We start from the raw sequence: 20,851 nt of genomic DNA, 5'->3' as shown, positions 1-20,851 counted from the left end.
TAGATTTACAATTACTATTCCAAATGTATCAAAACAAAAAACCCCATCAAATTAATGACGAGGTTTTTTGTCTTATTAACCAACTAAAACTTAAATTATGAAAAAACAAATTTGGTAACCACTCCAAAAATGCGAGCGCAAAATTCTGCATTTAATCCAATTAAAAAAAGCCAAAAATAAACTTTAACTAAAACATTGATTTTTAGATAAAAAAGAAGCTTTTTGTTTTAGTAAAAATCAAAAATTTCAAATTAATTTAGCGTTCCTCGCAAATCCTGCTCTCTTTCTATTGCTTCAAATAAGGCTTTAAAGTTTCCTTTCCCAAAAGATTGCGCTCCTTTTCTTTGAATTATTTCAAAAAACATGGTTGGCCGATCTAAAACAGGCTTGGTAAATATCTGTAACAAATAACCTTCATCATCACGATCTACCAATACTCCCAACTCTTTTAGCGGTTCTAGATCTTCATCGATCTCACCAACTCGATCTAAGAGATCATCATAATAGGTTTCTGGAACATATAAAAATTCTACCCCACGATCACGTAAAGCGGTTACCGTTTCGATAATATTATCTGTAGCTAAAGCGATATGTTGCACCCCGGCACCATTATAAAAATCAATATATTCTTCGATCTGTGATTTCTTTTTTCCTTCAGCAGGTTCGTTTATCGGAAATTTAATTCGTCCATTCCCGTTACTCATCACCTTACTCATTAAAGCCGTGTAATCTGTAGAAATGTCTTTATCGTCAAATGAAACCATTTGCGCAAAGCCCATCACTTTTGCATAAAATTCGCACCATCTATTCATCTCGTCCCAACCCACATTGCCTACCATGTGGTCGATATACTTCAACCCGGTTTCTGGAGATTTTGCAAGCGGAGCATAAGTTCTATAACCCGGCATAAAAGCTCCTTGATAATCACCTCTTTCAATAAAAAGATGTACGGTTTCACCATAAGTATGAATTCCAGAGATCACTACTTTACCATGTTCATCTTCCAGCTCGTAAGGTTCTACGTAACTTTCAGCACCTCTTTTGGTAGTTTCCTCGTAACTTTTTTTTGCATCATCTACCCAAAGTGCCACAAATTTTACCCCGTCACCATGTTTATCGATATGCGCATTTATTTCTCCGGAAGGTTCTAATGGAGAAGTAAGTACGATCCTGATTTTTCCCTGCTGCAACACATAGGATACGCTATCCTTCCTTCCGGTTTCCAATCCCGAATACGCAACCGGCTGAAATCCCCAGGCATGCTGATAATAATATGCTGCCTGCTTTGCATTCCCTACATAAAGCTCTACAAAGTCTGTCCCCAAGATGGGAAGAAAGTCTTCTGCTTCAGGAATTACTTTTTCTAATTGTAAGGATGAATTATCTTTAGACATAATCTTAATATTCGTTAGTTTTTGAATGTTTTTTATTTATCCTCGTCTTCTAACCAAGATCTATAATAAGTTTTATCTGCAATGGCCATCGCATCTTCGGTAAGTTGCAGAGGTTTAAACGTATCTACCATTACTGCTAATTCTTCAGTTTCGGTTTTACCAATACTTCGTTCTACTGCTCCCGGGTGCGGCCCATGCGGAATTCCAGCCGGGTGCAGCGAAATATGTCCCGCTTCAATATCATTTCGGCTCATAAAATCGCCATCTACATAATAAAGCACCTCATCGCTATCGATATTACTATGGCTGTATGGCGCCGGAATACTTTCTGGGTGATAGTCGTATTTACGCGGACAAAAACTGCAAACTACAAACGCATCGGTTTCAAAAGTTTGATGCACCGGTGGCGGTTGGTGAATTCTACCTGTAATAGGTTCAAAATCGTGAATTGAAAACGCATAAGGATAGTTATAACCATCGTAACCCACCACATCGAATGGATGTGTGCCGTAAACCGTATCAAAAATATCGCCCTGCTTTTTGATCTTGATTAAAAAATCGCCTTTTTCATTATTGGTTTCTAACTCGTAAGGCTGCCTTAGATCGCGTTCACAAAATGGCGAATGTTCCAATAATTGCCCAAACCAGTTTCTATACCTTTTAGGCGTATAAATTGGGCGCTTGGACTCAACAATAAATAGTCGGTTTTCCTCAGTTTCAAAATCAATTTTATAGATCGTACCACGCGGGATTAGCAAATAATCACCGTATTTAAAATCCAGATTCCCTAAATGCGTTCTTAATTTCCCGCTTCCTTTATGAATAAACAAAAGCTCATCACTATCGGCATTCTTATAAAAATAATTATCGGTAGATTTTTGTGGCGCTGCCAGAATAATATCGACATCACTGTTAGTAAGAATAACTTTTCTACTTTCTAAATAATCCTGTTCTGGCTTTACCTGAAATCCCTTTAGACGATAAGATTTTAAATTATTTTCTTTTGAAATTACAGGTTTTACGCTATAACTTTTTTTTACTTCCTTAACCTGCGTAGGTCGCTGTTCATGGTAAGATATCGAAGACATTCCATCAAAACCAATAGTACCAAAAACCTGTTCGTAATAAAGGTTTCCGTCTGGTTTTTTGAAGATCGTGTGTCTTTTATGTGGAATCTCACCTAACTTATGATAAAAAGGCATAATTAAACATTTAATTAAACTGCTTTCCTAATAGCTAAAATTATAAAATTATCAATAAAAACCATATAAAATTAACTAATAATAAATTTATAGAAAATAAATGTATTCTTTCTTAAATGAAATGTAAAACTAAACACCAATAGCTTAAATTAGTTTGTAAGCATTAAGCTCCAATTCCGAATAACTTATTAAAACCATTGCATGAGTGATATTAAACTTGGAATCTTAGATCAATCTGTTGTTCGCACAGATTCCTCTGCTATTTCAGCAGTTCAGGAGACGATCGAAACTGCTATTCTTGCTGAAAACTTAGGGTATCATCGATTTTGGATTTCTGAACATCACAATTCTACCTTTATTGCCGGCTCTACTCCAGAAGTTTTAATGGCAAGATTAGGGGCTGAAACTTCACAAATTCGGCTAGGAAGTGGCGGAATTATGCTGCCCAATCATAGTGCTTTTAAAGTTGCTGAAAATTTTAGAATGTTAGAAGCGCTTTACCCGGGAAGGATCGATTTGGGAATTGGTCGCGCACCCGGTGGCGATGGTATTAGTGCCAGCCTTTTAAATCCTTCGAATACATTTCAGGAGGAAGATTATATTAAGCAACTGCAGCATTTAGATCACTTTTTTAAGGATAACGCGCAGGTTAATGCTTCTCCTATTTATGCGATTCCGCAGGTAAAAACAATACCGCAGCAATGGATTTTAAGCAGTAGCGGTGGGAGCGCAAAAATCGCGGCCAACTTAGGTTTAAATCTTGCTGTGGCCAAATTTATAAACGGAAGTGTTTCTCCTAATGTAGTAGAAAGTTACCAAAAACATTTTACGCCTACGGAAGATCGCCCAGAACCCAAAGCGCTAATTTCTTCTTTCGTAATGTGTGGTGAAACCGAAGATGAAGCCAACCAAATGCGAAAGTATATCGACTATATTTTATTGCAATTCGATAAAGGAAATTACCAAAATCTCCCAGCTTTCGAGGATATTCGAAATCACCGGTTCACCTCTTTCGAAAAGCAGCGTCTGCATTATAATGCCGGTCGAATTATCTCTGGAACTCCAGATCGTGTAAAGGAGAAAATCGTCAATTTAGCGAAGGATTTTGATGTAGATGAAGTAATTATCTCTACGATGAGTTTTAATAAAGAATTGCGCTTGCGAAGTTTTGAGTTGGTTGCTGAAGCTTTTTCAATGAACAGCCTTTCCTGAAGCATCTTTTTTCTGCAAGATTCTTTGCATAAAAACAAGACTTAAAAACGCTAAAGTATAGGCCAGCATATCCAGCCAATCGAAAGAAGATCCTAAAATCATATCTGTAAATGTCGATTTTGGGATTCCAAGAATCTTTAAAATTTGTACATACTGTAAAATCTCAATAAGATATGCTACAAGTAAAACGAAAACGGCAAGTTTAATTTTTTGCCACTTGTAAAAGCTGAGCAGGAAATAATAGATCAAAAAAACAACCAGATAATCCCCAAGAACATTCCTTATAAAACCGCCATTGATAAATCTGGCGATTAAAAATTCGGTTATAAAAAGTACAAAAGCAACTAGAAAGTATTTTATAGAAAAACGCATTAAAACCAAAAACCTAAACTAAAAAACCACTGACTTTCCCTGATTTCTGGTGAATACGAATATTTTACTTCCATGGGACCAAGAAAAGTTTCCATCCCGTAACCCAAAGCATAACCCGTATAATCTGGCAGCGACAACCAGTTTCCCGAAGAATAAAGATCGTTCTCTACATTTGCGATATTACCACTTAAAGTAATATGGTTATTTTTAAAAATTTCTACATCTGCTTCAACAAGTCCTTTTATATAACTATCCCCGCCAAGACTAATAAAATCGTACCCGTAAAAAGGAACCATGTTATTAATAAGGTTATTTCCGTAGCCACCTAAAAGAAAATCGAGCGTTCGCTGGTCGCTTGGGCCAATTTTAAAACCGGTTTCAGAAAAAAGCCTGAAACTAAGATTTCTAATTGGCGTAAAAACATATCCAATCTTTCCTTTTGCGATAGAGAATTCAGTAAAATCGTCGATTGAAGAAAAGGGATAAATATGAAAATCTCCATGAAAATAAAATCCGCGTTTGGGATAATATTTATTGTCGAAAGAATCATATTTTAAATATCCAAAAGCGCTGTAATAATGGTTATTCTCGAATTCGGTTCCGGGAACATCAAGACCTTCCTCACCGCTATTTATAGTTTCCGAAGAAATTTTTAGATACTTATGCTCGGCACCCATTCCCAGAGAAGCCACCTGCTTAAATAAGGTTTCTACATAAAATTGATTGGTAAAATCCTTAAAATCGATATCTATTCGATTAATATTAAAATCGCTTCCGTTAATTTCATCTTCTACCAGCACATAATCTACCGGCGTATCAAAAGAATTGAATCTGGATTTTACGCCAATACTCCAATAATATCCTTTATCGATATAATACTGAAAGTTATACCGAACATTTTCTCCTACAATTAGATCTAAAGATGTAACATCGTTGGTAAAAATCGAACTTTTTCGGGTTAAATTTACCAGTGCTGCACTACGATACAACTCATCGTAATGCAAGGCCAGCTTCAAGAAAGTTTTATTTTCGCTCTCGTCCATATTAAGATTTAGCGTATACGAATCTTCATTATCCTGAGTTAGAAAATAATTGATCTTATCGAAGTTTCCTGTAGCCGATAAAAAATCGATCCCTTCGTTAATCTGCGACAAACTAAATTTACCTGGTGTTTGCAATCTAAGCCGCCCCATGATAAATGAACGCGGATAATTGGTATTGCCTGCAAGTTCTACTCTACTTAAATTAAGCGTATCAATAAGTTTTCGCTTATATGGTTTTGGATGTGTTTGTTGTTTCGAGGCCAGCTCCTTTAATGCTATAATTCGCTCGTTTCCGGCCACTTTTCCAGAATCGATGATCGCCGAGCCTTCTTCAAAAGACATGATCGAAAAACGACCAATATCAGGGCGAATGTAAATATCGGTAAGCGGAATCTTATGCTTCATATCATTAATGGTCCTGAAGTTACTTACCTGTGTGAAAATATCGAAAACTCCTTTTAGATCTTTACGATTAAGCAACGAATCCTGCACATCCACACCAATAACCACATCGGCTCCGCGACGGCGAAGTTCTTCTACCGGGTAATTATTTACTACTCCGCCATCGATAAGCAACCTGCCATCTATTTTTACAGGAGAAAACAAAGACGGAATCGCACCACTAGCTGCAACAGATTTTGCCAGCGAACCTTTATCTAAAATAATTTCTTCGCCGGTTTCTACATCTGCCGCCACGCAAAAAAACGGGATGGGTAATTGCGTAAAATCGGTTTCATCTTCCAGATGCACGGTTAAACCAGACATGAAATTATAAATATTTTGTCCTTTACTTAATCCCGAAGGAAATCCTACTTTAAAATGATCGAAAGGAAGCGTAAGCGCATACCGCTCGGTATTTTCCTTTTCATAAAATGTCATTGATTTTCGTGGAATTTCGTCCTGAATAAGAATATTGAAATTGGTATGATTCACGATCGAATCTAATTCGGTCGCAGTATAACCTGAAGCGTACAATCCTCCAACAATAGCTCCCATGCTGGTGCCCGCAATATAATCGATATGCACGCCGGCTTCTTCGATCGCTTTAATAGCACCAATATGCGCTAAACCTTTTGCTCCTCCTCCACTCAGCACTAATCCTACCTTTAATTTTTCTTCCTGAGAAAAACTAAAAAGTGAACTACAGAAGAATAGGATGCAAAAGATTTTTTTCATTTAATCTGAAGATTCTGAGTGATAATAATCGTAAACAATTTTAGCTTTAGCACTTCCCACAACATCTGCCAGCGATTTTTCTGAAGCTTCCTTTATTCGTTTTAATGATCTAAAACTTTTTAGTAACTCCACCACCGTTTTTTCGCCAATTCCTTTAATAGACTCCAGCTCCGTATTTAACGCAGATTTACTACGTTTATTTCGGTGAAAAGTGATTCCAAATCTATGCGCTTCATCTCTTAACTGCTGAATGATCTTTAAGGTTTCCGATCTTTTATCCAAATACAATGGGATTGGATCTCCTGGATAAAACAGTTCTTCAAGACGTTTAGCAATACCTACAATCGCAATCTTACCTCGCAAGCCTAAAGTTTCCAAGGCTTTTACGCCACTACCTAACTGTCCTTTACCTCCATCTACAATAATAAGCTGCGGTAATTCTTCACCTTCATTTAAAAGACGCTTATACCGTCGATACACCACTTCTTCCATCGAAGCAAAATCGTTAGGGCCTTCAACAGTTTTGATATTAAATTTACGATAATCTTTTTTACTTGGTTTTCCATTTTTAAAAACAACGCAGGCAGCCACCGGATTTGTTCCCTGGATATTCGAGTTATCAAAACATTCGATATGGCGTGGCTCTACACTTAAGCGCAAATCTTCTTTCATTTGGGCCATCACACGGTTTACATGACGATCTGGATCTACGATCTTCATTTGCTTAAATCGCTCCTGGCGGTAATATTTGGCATTACGCTCAGATAACTCTACGATCTTACGTTTATCACCAAGCTTAGGAACGGTAACTTTTACTTCATCACCGGCATCTACTTTAAAAGGAACGTAAATTTCAGGTGATTTTGAATTGAATCTTTGCCTAATTTCAGTTATACCAAGCTCTAATAATTCTTCATCGGTTTCATCTAATTTCTTCTTCATTTCGATGGTATGCGACCTAATAATCGAACCATGCATTAACTGAAGAAAGTTCACATAGCCATAACCCTCATCACTAATTACAGAAAACACATCTACGTTATTAATCTTAGGATTCACAACCGTAGATCGCGATTGGTAATTTTCTAAAACTTCGATCTTATTTTTTATTCGCTGTGCATCTTCAAACTCCATATTTACAGCGTGTTCCTGCATTTGCTCTCTAAACTGGCTAAGCGAATCTTTAAAATTTCCTTTTACGATCTGTCGAATATGGTCAATGTTTCGGTTATACTCGGCTTCGCCCTGGTAACCTTCACAAGGACCCATGCAATTCCCCAAATGATATTCCAGGCAAACCTTAAATTTGTTTTCCCGAATTTTATCTTCTGCAAGATCATAATTACAGGTTCGCAGTTTATACAATCCTTTAATTAGATCGAGCAAAGTGTTTACCGTTTTAAAACTGGTAAACGGGCCATAATATTCACTCCCATCCTTTACTAATCTTCGGGTAGGAAAAACTCTTGGAAAACGCTCATTTTTAATACAGATCCAGGGATAGGTTTTATCATCCTTCAGCATTACATTAAAACGAGGCTGAAGTTTCTTGATAAGGTTATTCTCTAATAATAGGGCATCAGTTTCCGAAGAAACAACGATATGCCGTATTTCGTGAATCTTCTTTACCATCACACCAATACGATGGCTATCGTGGCGCTTTGTAAAATAAGAAGTTACCCGTTTTTTAAGGTTTTTAGCTTTACCTACATAAAGGATCTTCCCATTTTTATCGAAATATTGATAAACGCCGGGACTATCGGGCAAAGTCTTTAACTGTACATCCAAAGAAGGTATTTCCATCACTTCAAATTTAAAATATCTTTAGGCTATTTTGAAGAAAATCGATAAAATTTGGCGCAATTTTTACACCAATTTTTCTCTGAAATTTTATTTCTGAATCTCGATCGTATTACTGAAATTCGCAGTTTTAAAGGTATTTTATAATTCCTAAAAACCGTAAAACATTTATTTTGGCTATCTTGAGCATATGAGCGAGAGCAAAAAAACCATAATCGGTCGATTTGATAAAGCAGATTTCCCTGTGCTTAACCTGGAAGGTATATCTGTAAAAATCGATACCGGCGCTTATACATCTTCAATTCATTGCGACGAAATTGTTGAAAAAGATGATGTGTTATACTGTAAATTTCTAGACGAAGAGCACGACCAGTATAATGGTAAAGAATTCATTTTTAAAGACTATGATATTATTTACGTTCGCAGTAGCAATGGCATGATACAGAAGCGCTACCAGATCGAATCTAAGATCAAGCTTTTTAATAAAATCTATAAAATTTCGCTTTCTTTGTCCTCACGCCAGGAAATGCGTTTTCCCGTTCTCTTAGGACGTAAATTCTTAAGCAATAAATTTATCGTCGATCCGCAATTAATCGATCTATCATTTAATAATCAACACCAAACAAATGAACATTAAAATCCTTTCCAGAAATTCGCAACTTTACTCAACAAAACGACTTGTTGAAGCGGCCATGAAACGCAAACACACCGTAGAGGTTGTAGATCCTTTAAAGTGTGATATTGTGATTGAAAGGAGAAACCCTAATATTTATTTTAAGGGAAAATATATAAAAGATGTAGATGCTATTATCCCAAGAATTGGTTCGTCGGTTACTTTTTATGGTACTGCCGTAGTGCGCCAGTTCGAAATGATGGGTGCTTTTACAACTACAGATAGTGAAGCTTTAGTGAGAAGTCGTGATAAATTAAGAAGTCTACAAGTACTTTCTCGCGCAAAAATCGGACTACCAAAAACGGTATTTACCAACTATTCCAGAGATGTATCTGGCGTAATTAGCCAGGTTGGCGGGCCACCGTTGGTGATTAAATTGCTAGAAGGAACACAAGGTGTTGGTGTTGTTCTTGCTGAAACCAAAAATGCAGCCGAATCTGTTATTGAAGCTTTTAACGGTTTACAGGCTCGTGTGATCGTGCAGGAGTTTATCAAAGAAGCAAAAGGTGCAGATATCAGAGCTTTTGTGGTAGATGGCCATGTAGTTGGCGCCATGAAACGACAGGGAAAAGATGGGGAATTCCGTTCTAACCTGCATCGTGGTGGTAGTGCAGAATCTATCGAGCTTAGCGACGAAGAAGAAATTGCAGCAGTAAAAGCTACAAAAGCAATGGGACTTGGTGTTGCCGGTGTAGATATGTTACAAAGTTCTCGCGGTCCTTTAATACTAGAAGTAAATTCTTCACCAGGCTTAGAAGGTATCGAAAAAGCTACCGGAAAAGATATCGCCAAAACCATTATTCGATATATCGAAAAACACGCCTAATTTAATCTATGCCTCAAATCACCAAAGATAACGTCCTGGAAATTCTGGGAAAAAAGATCCTACCCGGTAAAAGCGCCACCATTAATCTTAACATGGCGAAACTCTACACGACCACATCGGTAGAAGTTCCTGTGATTATAGAGCGTTCCAAAAATCCGGGACCTGTGGTTTTAATTACTGCCGGTATTCATGGTGACGAGCTTAACGGTGTAGAAATCGTAAGACAAATAATAAGTAAAGAAATTAATAAACCAAAATGCGGTACCACCATCTGTATTCCGGTGGTGAACGTTTTTGGCTTTTTAAATATGGCTCGCGAATTTCCCGATGGACGCGACCTAAATCGTATGTTTCCGGGAACAAAAAACGGATCGCTTGCGGGTAGATTTGCTTTTCAGTTTGTACAGGAAATTTTACCGATTGCCGATTTTTGCCTGGATTTTCATACCGGCGGTGCAAGTCGTTTTAATGTAGCACAGATTCGCGTTAAAAAAGGCGATAAACACAGTATTGAGCTAGCTAATATCTTTAAAGCACCATTTACGATCGTTTCTACGACAATCACAAAATCCTATCGTGAAACCTGTTCTAAAATGGGGATTCCTATTCTACTTTTTGAAGGTGGAAAATCTCAGGATAGCAACAAGGAAATCGCAAAACAGGGAGTTGAAGGTACTATGAGAATCTTGGATCACCTGGATATGTTGAAGTCTAGATTTGAACTTCCCGATGCGCATGCTGAACCCATTCTTATCGAGAATACTACCTGGATGCGTGCAAAGTACAGCGGACTATTACATCTTAAAGTTCCCTGCGGAAAGTTTGTTGAAAAAGGTGAATATATTGGAACAATTACCGATCCTTATGGAAAATTCAGACATAAGATAAAGTCCAGAAACCAAGGTTATATTATTAATGTGAACGAAGCTCCGATCGTGTATCAGGGTGATGCTATTTTTCATATTTCAACCGCTTCAAAAGTGACCGATGAATAAAACTGAACTGCGTAAAAAATATAAAGCTTTACGTATCGATCTTTCTTCGGAAGTTATTGAAGAATCCAGTTTAGAGATCGCCAATAATCTGCTGAAATTAGATGTTTGGGAAGGCAAATTTTATCACCTGTTCTTAAGTATTGCTGAACAAAAAGAGGTGGATACCGAATTTATTTTGCACATTCTTCAGGGAAAAGATAAAAATGTGGTAATTCCCAGAACTGATATCGAACACAATAACCTGATCAATTATTTACTTACCGAAACCACCAAGATCAAAAAAAACAGGTGGAATATTCCAGAGCCTGTAGATGGCATCGAAATTCCTTCAGAAAAAATAGACGTGGTTTTTGTGCCTTTACTTGCTTTTGATAAAAATGGTCATCGAATTGGTTACGGAAAAGGCTATTACGACAAATTTTTGAGCTCCTGCAAACCCGATATTATTAAAATAGGACTCTCATTTTTTGAAGCTGAAGAGGCTTTTGAAGATGTTTACGCCAGTGACATTCCGCTTGATTATTGCGTCACCCCAAAACAAGTTTATAGATTTTAGAGTTTATAATATAGGCGTTTCTATGCTGAATTTTGAGGGATAAAAGCCATATGCGTAAACTTTCCCAATTGTCACTTCGAGTGATTTTAATGAAGCGATAGCGGAATAAAAATTGTATCGAGAAGTAAATTGAAATCAGATTTACTAAAAGCGAACCCAAGATTCGATAATTTGTACTCTAAATTTTAACTCTAGAAATCCTTTTTTAGAGCTCAAATCTTACAACTAAAGGCGGCTATTAAATAAAACCTCTGTAAACTCTTCACTACTAAACAACTACTCCTTCTCCTCCTTAGGAAAAGCTCTTTTATTAAATAATAGTAGTAAAACAACACCAACACTTATTGAAGAGTCGGCGATATTGAATACAGGTTCGAAAAAGGTAAAGAATTTGCCACCCCAAAACGGAATCCAGTCTGGCAGATAACCTTCATATAACGGGAAGTAAAGCATATCTACTACTTTCCCATGGAAAAGTGTTCCGTAGCCTCCACCTTCAGGTAAGAAAGTGGCTATTTTATTATAACTGTCACTAAAAGTAATTCCGTAGAAAACAGAATCGATAATATTTCCAAAAGCACCGGCAAAAATTAACGCGATCGAAGTGATCAAAATTCGGCTTCCATTTTTCTTAACCGAATCTACCAGCCAGTAACCAATACCAAAGATGGCTACCAATCTAAAAAGTGTAAGTGCCAGTTTACCGTATTGTCCCGGGATTTTGGTTCCCCAGGCCATACCTTCGTTTTCAACAAAAAGGATTCTAAACCAGTCAAAAACTTCAACCTCGCCACCAAGTTTAAAATGTGTTTTGATGTAAATTTTAGAAATCTGATCGATTAAAAGAACTATAAATATAATTAAGCCTGCTTTCTTTAAAGACATTTCTTTTTTTGTTAAAAACGCACCAAAAATACTAATATTATTTAGTTTTTCGCACGCTTATGTCACCATTAATTGAAGTTAGTTTAATTTGATGCATTCCGTAGAGATCTTTATCGACCAAAACTTCACCATGCCTACTATTCGCAGTGACTTCTCCGGAAGCAACTTCAGCATTAATATCACCTTTATAAGTATTTATACTTGCATTTCCTTCAAAAGCTTTTAAATTACAATATCCACGTTGCAAATTAGCCGAAAAACTCTCGAAGTTCCCTGAAACGACCAAAGAAGCCGAATTAGAACTAATGATCAATATTTTATCTTCGGGAAGATAAAGGTCTAATTCGAGTGAAAAAACTTTATGAGCACTTAGTTTATCAAAACCTCCTACTAACTGCTCTGGATACTGAGTTTCGATTAAAAGTCTGCCATTTTTAAGGCTGCTTTTTAACCTAATTTCATTAAAATACTCTCCTTCAGAATGAGTTTTGTATTGTAAATTGTCGCGCTTCTCGCTAATTACATTAATCTTAAAAACCTCATCTGCATCGATAATCACTTCAGTAAAATCTGAAGTTAAGATATTTTGCGTGTCTTTTTGAGCAAGCATAAAAAGCGTACCTGTAAAAAAACAGCATAAAAATATCAAATATCGATTAACTACTTTCATATAATCTATACAACAAAAAACGCTCCTTAAAACGGGAGCGTTAATTTTTCAATTATAAGAGCATTTAAACTCTCGATTAGCGTAAAGCTTTTATCGCTGCATATTTTTAGCTTCGATACTTAAAGTGGCATGAGGTACCAGCTTTAGACGCTCTTTATTAATTAATTTTCCAGTAACGCGACAAATACCGTAAGTTTTGTTCTCGATACGCATTAAAGCGTTTTTAAGATCACGAATAAATTTCTCCTGGCGAATAGCTAATTGCGAATTCGCTTCTTTACTCATTGTTTCGCTACCTTCTTCGAATGCCTTAAACGTTGGGGAAGTATCGTCTGTACCATTATTCCCGTCGTTTTTATAAGCATTTTGATAGATCTCCAGTTGTTCCTTGGCTTTAGCGATCTTACCCTGGATCAACTCCTTAAATTCGGCCAATTCTGCATCGCTAAAACGCTCTTTTACATCGGTTGACATAAGCTTAGTTTTTTGTGATTAATAATTTAGTAGTAACATCATCAAACTCGACCTCTATTCCTTCGTTTACTACCTCTGCAAGTTCGAGTGCTGCAGTTAAAGTTTCAGTTTTGATATAGGTTATATTTTCATTTACGGCATCCTCGACAATACCGTCTTTTTGTAGGGTCACATTAATAGTGTCTGTCACTTCGAATCCGCTATCTTTTCTCATATTCTGGATTCTATTCACTAGTTCTCTCGCAACTCCTTCTTTCTTGAGTTCTGGCGAGATACTAACGTCTAAAGCTACCGTTATATTGCCACTGCTTGCCACTAGCCATCCTTCGATATCCTGAGAAGAAATTTCAACTTCATCGATGGACAAAATAATCATTTTTTCATTTACTTCGACATTTATTTTACCCTCCTTTTCAAGGATCGCAATGTCTCCAGCATCAAATTGATTGATCTTGTTTACCACGTGTTTCATCTCTTTCCCAAAACGTGGACCAAGCACCCTAAAGTTAGGTTTAACCTGCTTAACAAGTATTCCTGAAGCATCGTCGATTAACTCGACTTCTTTTACGTTTACTTCAGATTTTATAAGATCCTGTACTGCTAAGATTTCTTCTCCCTGTTGCTTATCTAAAACCGGGATCATAATTCGTTGCAGTGGCTGTCTTACTTTTATCATTTCTTTTTTACGCAACGAAAGCACCAAACTTGAAATAGTTTGCGCTTTTTCCATCTTACGCTCTAAAGATTTATCTACAAATTTTTCGTCGAAAACAGGGAATAAAGCGGTGTGAACCGATTCGTAATTCTCTTTTTTCGTAGTGTTGTTCAAATCTTTATATAAAGCATCCGTAAAAAATGGTGCTACCGGAGCACTAAGCTTAGCTACAGTTTCTAAGCAAGTGTATAAAGTTTGATATGCTGAAATTTTATCCTGCTCGTAATCGCCTTTCCAGAATCTTCTTCGGCTTAATCTAACGAACCAGTTACTTAAGTTTTCCTGAACAAATTCTGAAATTGCTCTTGTGGCTCTTGTTGGTTCGTATTCAGCATAAAACTTATCTACTTTCTGAATTAGCGTATGTAATTCTGAAAGAATCCAACGATCGATTTCCGGGCGTTCTTCTAAAGCAACATCGGCTTCAGCATAGGTGAAGTTATCGATGTTGGCATATAATGTAAAGAACGAATAGGTATTGTAAAGTGTACCGAAGAATTTACGGCTTACCTCACCAATTCCTTCAATATCGAATTTTAGGTTATCCCAGGGATTCGCGTTAGAGATCATATACCAACGCGTAGCATCTGGACCATAAACCGATAAAGTTTCGAATGGATCTACGGCGTTTCCAAGACGTTTAGACATTTTTTGCCCGTTTTTGTCTAAAACCAGTCCGTTTGAAACTACATTTTTATAAGCAACATCATCAAAGGTCATGGTTGCAATCGCATGAAGAGTATAGAACCATCCACGAGTTTGATCGACACCTTCAGCAATAAAATCGGCTTTACGCCAGTCTTTTTCTACTTTCTCTTTATTCTCGAATGGGTAGTGCCACTGTGCATAAGGCATAGAACCAGAATCGAACCAAACATCGATAAGATCTGCTTCACGCTTCATTGGCTTCCCGGCATCAGAAACCAACGTGATCGTATCTACCACATTTTTGTGAAGATCTACATTAGCGTAGTTTTCTTCACTCATATCACCGATTTTGAAATCGGCGAAAATATCTTTTTCCATCACCCCAGCTTCAACAGCCTTGGTGATCTCTACTTTTAATTCTTCTACAGATCCAATGATCTTTTCTTCCCTACCATCTTCGGTTCTCCAAATTGGTAGCGGAATTCCCCAATATCGGCTTCGGGATAAATTCCAGTCGTTCGCATTGGCAAGCCAGTTTCCAAAACGACCTTCTCCTGTAGATTTTGGTTTCCAGTTGATTCCGGTATTCAGCTCGTGCATGCGATCTTTTACATCCGTCACTTTAATGAACCAAGAATCTAATGGATAATATAAAATTGGCTTATCGGTACGCCAGCAGTTTGGATAACTGTGCACGTATTTTTCAACTTTAAAAGCCCTGTTTTCTTCCTTCAGCTTAATAGCGATCTCTACATCTACAGATTTCTCTGGAACTTCAGCATCATCATAATATTCGTTCTTCACATATTTACCGGCAAATTCGCTCATTTCTGGTCTAAATTTCCCCTGAAGATCTACTAAAGGCACTAGATTATCGTTCTCGTCTTTTACCAACATTGGCGGAACCGGCGGTGTTGCCTGTTTTGCCACAAGCGCATCATCTGCACCAAAAGTTGGCGAAGTATGTACAATCCCGGTACCATCTTCTGTAGTTACAAAGTCACCAGAAATTACCCTAAATGCATTTTCAGGATTCTCGAAAGGCAAGGTATATGGCAATAATTGCTCATATTGGATACCTACAAGATCTTTCCCTATATAAGATTCGCCGATTAAGAATGGAATATGTTCATCTCCTTCTTGATAAGCTTTCAGCTCTTCTTCGCTTTCAACTTCTTTAAATTTCTTATCGAATTGTTTACGTGCCAATTCCTTGGCTGCAACAATCGTAATAGGCTCAAAAGTATATTGATTATAAGTTTTAACCGTTACATACTCGATCTTTGGCCCAACAGTAAGCGCGGTGTTTGATGGAAGCGTCCACGGAGTAGTTGTCCAGGCAATAAAGAATAGATCGCCCCAAGCTTCCCCCTCCAAACCTCCCCCAAGGGGTGAGGCTTTTAATTTGTCATTTTGTTTAATCTTAAATTGCGCGGTTACGGTGGTATCTGAAACATCCTGATACGTCCCCGGCTGGTTAAGCTCGTGAGAACTTAAACCTGTTCCTGCTTTTGGAGAATATGGCTGAATGGTATAGCCTTTATAAATAAGACCTTTGTTGTAGATCTCTTTTAAAAGATACCAAACCGTTTCCATATATTTTGGCTTGTAGGTGATATAAGGATCGTCCATATCTACCCAATATCCCATCTTCTCGGTAAGGTCGTTCCAGATATCTGTATAACGCATTACCGCATTTTTACAAGCCTCGTTATATTGCTCTACACTAATTTTAGTGCCAATATCTTCTTTGGTGATCCCAAGTTCTTTTTCTACGCCAAGCTCTACCGGAAGACCATGAGTATCCCATCCTGCTTTACGTTTTACCTGAAATCCTTTTTGAGTTTTATATCTACAAAAAATATCTTTGATCGATCTTGCCATCACATGGTGAATCCCCGGCAATCCGTTAGCCGATGGTGGCCCTTCGAAAAATATGAATGGCTTTTCACCTTCACGTGAAGTTATGCTCTTTTCAAATATTTGGTTTTCTTTCCAATACTTTAATGTCTCCTCTGCAACTTTTGGCAAGTCAAGTCCTTTATATTCAGGGAACTTTGTGCTCATTTCCTCAAAATTTCTAATGATGTGCGAAAATAAGGAATTTTGCTAAAACAGCGGTCGGTATCTGCTTAAATTACCCATTCTTAGGAATTTTAATCTAATGGTAAAACCGAATTAAAGAAAACGTAATATTTATAGCGGTTTTTTCTTTTGTTTTGAATATAGTTTTGAGTTAACAGTTCACGGTTTACAGTTATTTTAGCTGTCAGCTTTTAGCGATCAGCTGTTAGCCTGATTTTAGCCTGAAGAAGAGTGTCATTTCGACTGAAGCGTAGCGCAATGGAGAAATCTATTTAGATATAGTTTCGAAAAAGATCTCTCCACTACGCCTGCCTGCGGCGAGGCTTGGTCGAGATGACGAAAAGTTCACGGTTTACTGTTGACAGCTTTTAGCTATTAGCGTTCAGCTTTCAGCCAAAATTAACTTCTAAATTATATAATCTTGAATTTCATTCTTTTTGAAATTCTGACTAACATCCACTTCTCGATACAATTGCTCCTAAACTCGCAATCACTCGAAGTGACAAGTTTTTGTATTCAAAATTCAACATAAAAAATATCTATTCTCTCTAGTCTAAGCTCTAACATCTAAAAGCGAAGCGGTCTCATGTCTAAAATCTAACAGCGCAGCGTTCTACAACTTATAAGCAATTTTCAAAAGAACAGTTCTTGGTTGTAGGTAAACACGACTATCGGTAACGATGAATTCTGAAAATGAATTTTCCCTTCGGAAGTTGGCATCCAGCATATTATTGACTTCAACCTCAAAACTCCAGGCGCTATCCAATTTATTATAAAACAGCGAGGCATTTCCTATCTGAAAACGGTTCACCTGGTCGTTTTCCTGATTTTTGTAATAATTATATTCGTAATCGGCTTTCAGAATAAATCCGTCTAAAAAGTCATATTCTAAGCGGGCAAAAGGTTGAAATTGCACAAATCGATTCTGAAAATTATCAGATCCAAAAGCACTAAAATCATGTTCGTAACCCACATCTAAATTTGGGAGATCGTCAAAAGTAGTTCGAATTCGCAGGCTGTAACCATAATTTTCAGAATCATAATCAATAATATTTTCGTTTACAATTCGGCTATAACTAGACAGCGCAGCATCACCATCTACCGTAAATCGAAAGTCACTGATTCGCTTGGTAAAAGAACCTCGCAAGCTGTAGGTTTCATTGGGCAAATCGGTATAAATTGGACTCGAGATCTGGTTAATTCCCTCTAAAATCGTTGCATTTAAAATGGATCGTACCCTATTCGAATAATTAAAAAAGAAATTGTAATTGATACCTTTAAAAAGACTAAACTTATAATAGCTCAACGAAAGCCGATGATACAATTGATTCTCTAAATCTTCATTTCCGCGGTAAATCCTATTAAAACTACTTAAGCGATAGCGATTGGCATAACTTGATGCATTGGCAAAACTGGAACGCATGCTGTAATTTAATCGTATTTTTTCTGAACCGCCAAGTTTATATTCACTTTCAAATTCGGGTAACAAAACCGGTTTTGTTTCATTGGTAATTTCATCAGCAAACTGTGTGACCTGCCACAGGTAGTAATGATAAAAAAGACCTGGTTTTAAAATAAGATCGCCAAACATGGTTTTATATTGAAAACCTACATATTGATCGACCAACCGGTAATGTACATCATTATTAAAATCAGCTTCAGTAAAACCATTAATTTCTCCAGAATCCAATTGTTGCTCGTCGAGAGTGCTAAAAAGCTGATCTGAAAAACTAATCCCCAATGCCGGATAAATATGATTGGTATTGTTAAGCACCCAATAATGCTTGAGATCTAAACTGGCTTGGTTGAGCGTGGTATTTACCTGCTGAAATAAATGCAGACTGTCTTCTTCTACAAACGGAATAATCGTATTAAAAATCGGCTCGTTAAATAACCAATCTTTATCATTTTCGTTCTTCGAATATTTATAATCGACATTTAGTGTAGAGGTATGTTCAAAGGAAAACTGTTTGCTGTAGTTTAAATGTTGTGTAAAATCGATTCCATCGGGATTTGCCATGGTATTGATAAACGTAGAATCTACCGGAGTAAATGAATTCAAAATTCCGTTTGCTGTAGCCGAAGATGTTTTTACATAGGCATCGTACGTAAGATCTTCATCGGGATTTGGGCGATAACGCAATTGCAATTTATTCAATGTAAAGAACAGATCGTTATTTTGGCGGGTTTCGCGAAATTCATCCAAGCCTCGCTCTTCATCGATATAGGTAATATTGTATTCTTCCAGCGTTTCCAGCTTATTATTAGAAATAATGCTGTAGGCATTTAGATCGAGATCACTAGTTATTTCCTGGGCAATATTAAAAGCGCCAAATTCATTTTTGTTATAGGTAAAATCTTCATTCCGCAGAAATTGTGCAAAATCATCATTATAAATATTATTTGCATTTGGGCGATCCATAAGCGATAAATAACCACCTTCGAAATTGATATAATCCTGCATGGAAAACGACTTTTGCCCGGTATTATTAAAATCACCTATAACATTTACTGAGGTTTTCGGGCTATAATAAAATAAAGTAGGATGCAGGGAATAGCGATCTTCTACACCGCCGCCGACTTCGATATCACCAAACGCAAATTTCTTTTTACCTTCAGAGAGTTTAATGTTCATCGCCATTTTATCACTGTCTTCCAGGCCTTTTAAAAACGGAATTTCGCTGTAATTATCCAGCACTTCGACTTCATCTACAGCATCGGCGGGAATATTTTCTACGGCAAGTTTAGAGTCTCCGGTAAAAAATGTTTTCCCATCGACCATTAATTTATCTACCTTTTTGCCAATTACGGTAATGGTTCCTTCACGATCTACTTCCACACCTGGCAATTTATTTAAAACTTCGCGAAGCTTACGCTCTTCCCCGGTTTTAAAGACATCGGTACGGTAAATTGTGGTATCTTCTTTTACGACCACCGCCATTTTCTTTTTAATAAGGACTTCTTCCAGGCTTTCGTTACTGGCCTGCATGATATAATCTTTCTGAATATCACGGCTGGCAATGATCGAATCGATGATTTTTTGATAACCCAAATAACTAATTTCGATCACATAGCTACTGTCTTTTTCCAGGTTAAGGCGATACCTCCCTTTTTCATCTGAAATAGAAAAGGCCATATTAAGATCATCACTATCTGGAATAGCAATAAGGTTAGCGCCATGAAGTGGCGCATTGGCGGAGTCTTTAACGGTACCGGTGTAGGTTTGTGCGTGGACCTTGCCAAGCATAAAACTTAAGATAATAAAACAATAACTAAGCCTAAATATTTTAATCAAATTAAAGGAATAAAGTTGTTAGGTAAACATTTAATTAGGCTCTTAATAATAGTATTTAAAAATCTGCATTTTTGGATTTTAGATCTATATAATCTTCTTCACTAATTTTCTTTCCAACAATGGGAACTTCTAATTGTATGTTATTTGAGTCTAGGTTTATTTTTTTGGCAGTAATGAGTAAACCTTTATGCATAGCTTCAAGAACCAAACCGGGAAGACCATTATATTTACCAGGGCCAAAATTTACAGGAATTTCTGGTGTATACCATGCATAACGCCCTTTCCCAAAAGTTGCTTTATAACATAAGAAGCCTAACACCGTTTTCTTTTCTTTGGTTAATTTATAGTTGTAATTTTCATAAAACACACTCCAATCCTCGCCACTAAAATTTTCATTATAGTATTGAATATCAGCTTTAACATTCTGATAAAAGACTTTAGTCTCGCCCCCAAGAATTCTGGACAAATTTATTGTAGGATCAATATCAGAATTCATTCTCTTTATAATTTCATATCTTGATTCATTTTCATTAAAAATAAGCTTGAATCTCTCAGGGCGCGAAGTTTTCATTAACATTCTAACCTTGTTTCTAGTTTCTGCTGACGAAGTACCTTGATTGGTATCTTCTGGCATCATCATATTCACTTCATAAAGAACTTCTCCTATTTGCTTTTCCTGAGAAAACCCAGCAAAAAATGTAAATATCAATATAAATGAATAAAATTGTTTCATAACCAATGCGCTGATATCAAGTTACTAAGATTATAAGCTTAAACTTCCATTACGACTGTTAAATTTAACGTCTTGGCCTAAAATAATAAACCTGCAA

General features: G+C 36.9%; 16 protein-coding genes. 5 read left to right on the top strand and 11 right to left on the bottom strand.

The genetic code is table 11. The features are described 5' to 3' along the window. Nucleotides 1-251: 251 nt before the first annotated feature. Nucleotides 252-1,394, bottom strand: a complete 1,143-nt coding sequence (hppD, locus tag BM201_RS03260) for a 4-hydroxyphenylpyruvate dioxygenase (protein WP_092539945.1) — start codon at nucleotides 1,392-1,394, stop codon at nucleotides 252-254. Nucleotides 1,395-1,426: 32 nt separating this feature from the next. Next, nucleotides 1,427-2,596 carry a homogentisate 1,2-dioxygenase gene (locus tag BM201_RS03255; protein ID WP_092539944.1) on the bottom strand — a complete coding sequence of 390 codons (1,170 nt, stop codon included), beginning with the start codon at nucleotides 2,594-2,596 and terminating at the stop codon, nucleotides 1,427-1,429. Nucleotides 2,597-2,797: 201 nt separating this feature from the next. On the opposite strand from BM201_RS03255, the gene BM201_RS03250 reads away from it, so the two are divergent. Continuing rightward, nucleotides 2,798-3,808, top strand: coding sequence for an LLM class flavin-dependent oxidoreductase (locus BM201_RS03250; RefSeq protein ID WP_092539943.1), 1,011 nt, complete (start codon nucleotides 2,798-2,800; stop codon nucleotides 3,806-3,808). Here BM201_RS03250 and BM201_RS03245 read toward each other — a convergent pair. Genes BM201_RS03245 through uvrC form a run of 3 tightly spaced genes read right to left on the bottom strand, consistent with a single transcriptional unit; the run spans nucleotide 3,788 to nucleotide 8,202 of the window. After that, nucleotides 3,788-4,180, bottom strand: coding sequence for a ribosomal maturation YjgA family protein (locus tag BM201_RS03245; RefSeq protein ID WP_092539942.1), 393 nt, complete (start codon nucleotides 4,178-4,180; stop codon nucleotides 3,788-3,790). The two genes, BM201_RS03250 and BM201_RS03245, sit on opposite strands and share 21 nt — an antisense overlap. Then, the gene (locus BM201_RS03240; RefSeq protein WP_092539941.1) at nucleotides 4,180-6,399 is read right to left on the bottom strand and encodes a patatin-like phospholipase family protein; all 2,220 of its coding nucleotides are present in this window, start codon (nucleotides 6,397-6,399) and stop codon (nucleotides 4,180-4,182) included. The genes BM201_RS03245 and BM201_RS03240 overlap by 1 nt, the downstream gene beginning before the upstream one ends. Further along, nucleotides 6,400-8,202: an excinuclease ABC subunit UvrC gene (gene uvrC / locus BM201_RS03235; protein ID WP_092539940.1), complete on the bottom strand. Its 1,803-nt coding sequence runs from the start codon at nucleotides 8,200-8,202 to the stop codon at nucleotides 6,400-6,402. A 187-nt stretch (nucleotides 8,203-8,389) separates the two neighbouring features. Here uvrC and BM201_RS03230 point away from each other — a divergent pair, with 187 nt between their 5' ends. The 4 genes from BM201_RS03230 to BM201_RS03215 are packed head-to-tail and all read left to right on the top strand — an operon-like array spanning nucleotide 8,390 to nucleotide 11,249. Next, entirely contained in the window at nucleotides 8,390-8,836 is a 447-nt protein-coding gene (locus BM201_RS03230) for an ATP-dependent zinc protease family protein (protein ID WP_092539939.1), read from the top strand. Then, nucleotides 8,826-9,698, top strand: a complete 873-nt coding sequence (gene rimK / locus BM201_RS03225; RefSeq protein WP_092539938.1) for a 30S ribosomal protein S6--L-glutamate ligase — start codon at nucleotides 8,826-8,828, stop codon at nucleotides 9,696-9,698. Before BM201_RS03230 ends, rimK begins: the two co-directional genes overlap by 11 nt. Nucleotides 9,699-9,706: 8 nt before the next feature. Continuing rightward, a complete protein-coding gene (locus tag BM201_RS03220) occupies nucleotides 9,707-10,693 on the top strand; it encodes a succinylglutamate desuccinylase/aspartoacylase family protein (protein ID WP_092539937.1) in 987 nt (328 codons plus the stop codon). After that, the gene (locus BM201_RS03215; RefSeq protein ID WP_092539936.1) at nucleotides 10,686-11,249 is read left to right on the top strand and encodes a 5-formyltetrahydrofolate cyclo-ligase; all 564 of its coding nucleotides are present in this window, start codon (nucleotides 10,686-10,688) and stop codon (nucleotides 11,247-11,249) included. Before BM201_RS03220 ends, BM201_RS03215 begins: the two co-directional genes overlap by 8 nt. Nucleotides 11,250-11,525: 276 nt before the next feature. Here the strand turns inward: BM201_RS03215 and BM201_RS03210 are convergent, their stop codons facing one another. From BM201_RS03210 to BM201_RS03185, 6 genes are all read right to left on the bottom strand, one after another. Continuing rightward, entirely contained in the window at nucleotides 11,526-12,134 is a 609-nt protein-coding gene (locus BM201_RS03210) for a lipoprotein signal peptidase (RefSeq protein WP_092539935.1), read from the bottom strand. Between the two features lie 37 nt (nucleotides 12,135-12,171). Beyond that, nucleotides 12,172-12,804 (bottom strand): DUF4097 family beta strand repeat-containing protein, encoded by a 633-nt coding sequence (locus tag BM201_RS03205; protein ID WP_092539934.1) that lies wholly within the window; start codon nucleotides 12,802-12,804, stop codon nucleotides 12,172-12,174. A 90-nt stretch (nucleotides 12,805-12,894) separates the two neighbouring features. After that, nucleotides 12,895-13,278, bottom strand: a complete 384-nt coding sequence (locus BM201_RS03200; RefSeq protein WP_092539933.1) for a TraR/DksA family transcriptional regulator — start codon at nucleotides 13,276-13,278, stop codon at nucleotides 12,895-12,897. A 4-nt stretch (nucleotides 13,279-13,282) separates the two neighbouring features. Continuing rightward, a complete protein-coding gene (ileS, locus tag BM201_RS03195; protein ID WP_092539932.1) occupies nucleotides 13,283-16,708 on the bottom strand; it encodes an isoleucine--tRNA ligase in 3,426 nt (1,141 codons plus the stop codon). 631 nt (nucleotides 16,709-17,339) lie between these two features. After that, nucleotides 17,340-19,973 (bottom strand): TonB-dependent receptor, encoded by a 2,634-nt coding sequence (locus tag BM201_RS03190; protein WP_092539931.1) that lies wholly within the window; start codon nucleotides 19,971-19,973, stop codon nucleotides 17,340-17,342. A gap of 103 nt (nucleotides 19,974-20,076) precedes the next feature. Further along, complete coding sequence (locus BM201_RS03185) at nucleotides 20,077-20,754, bottom strand: GLPGLI family protein (RefSeq protein WP_092539930.1); 678 nt, start codon at nucleotides 20,752-20,754, stop codon at nucleotides 20,077-20,079. Between the last annotated feature and the right edge of the window lie 97 nt (nucleotides 20,755-20,851).

This window comes from Zunongwangia mangrovi (assembly GCF_900112105.1).
Classification (GTDB): domain Bacteria; phylum Bacteroidota; class Bacteroidia; order Flavobacteriales; family Flavobacteriaceae; genus Zunongwangia; species Zunongwangia mangrovi.
The sequence above is the reverse complement of the archived record's forward strand: the minus strand, read 5'-3'. Positions and strand labels throughout refer to the sequence as shown.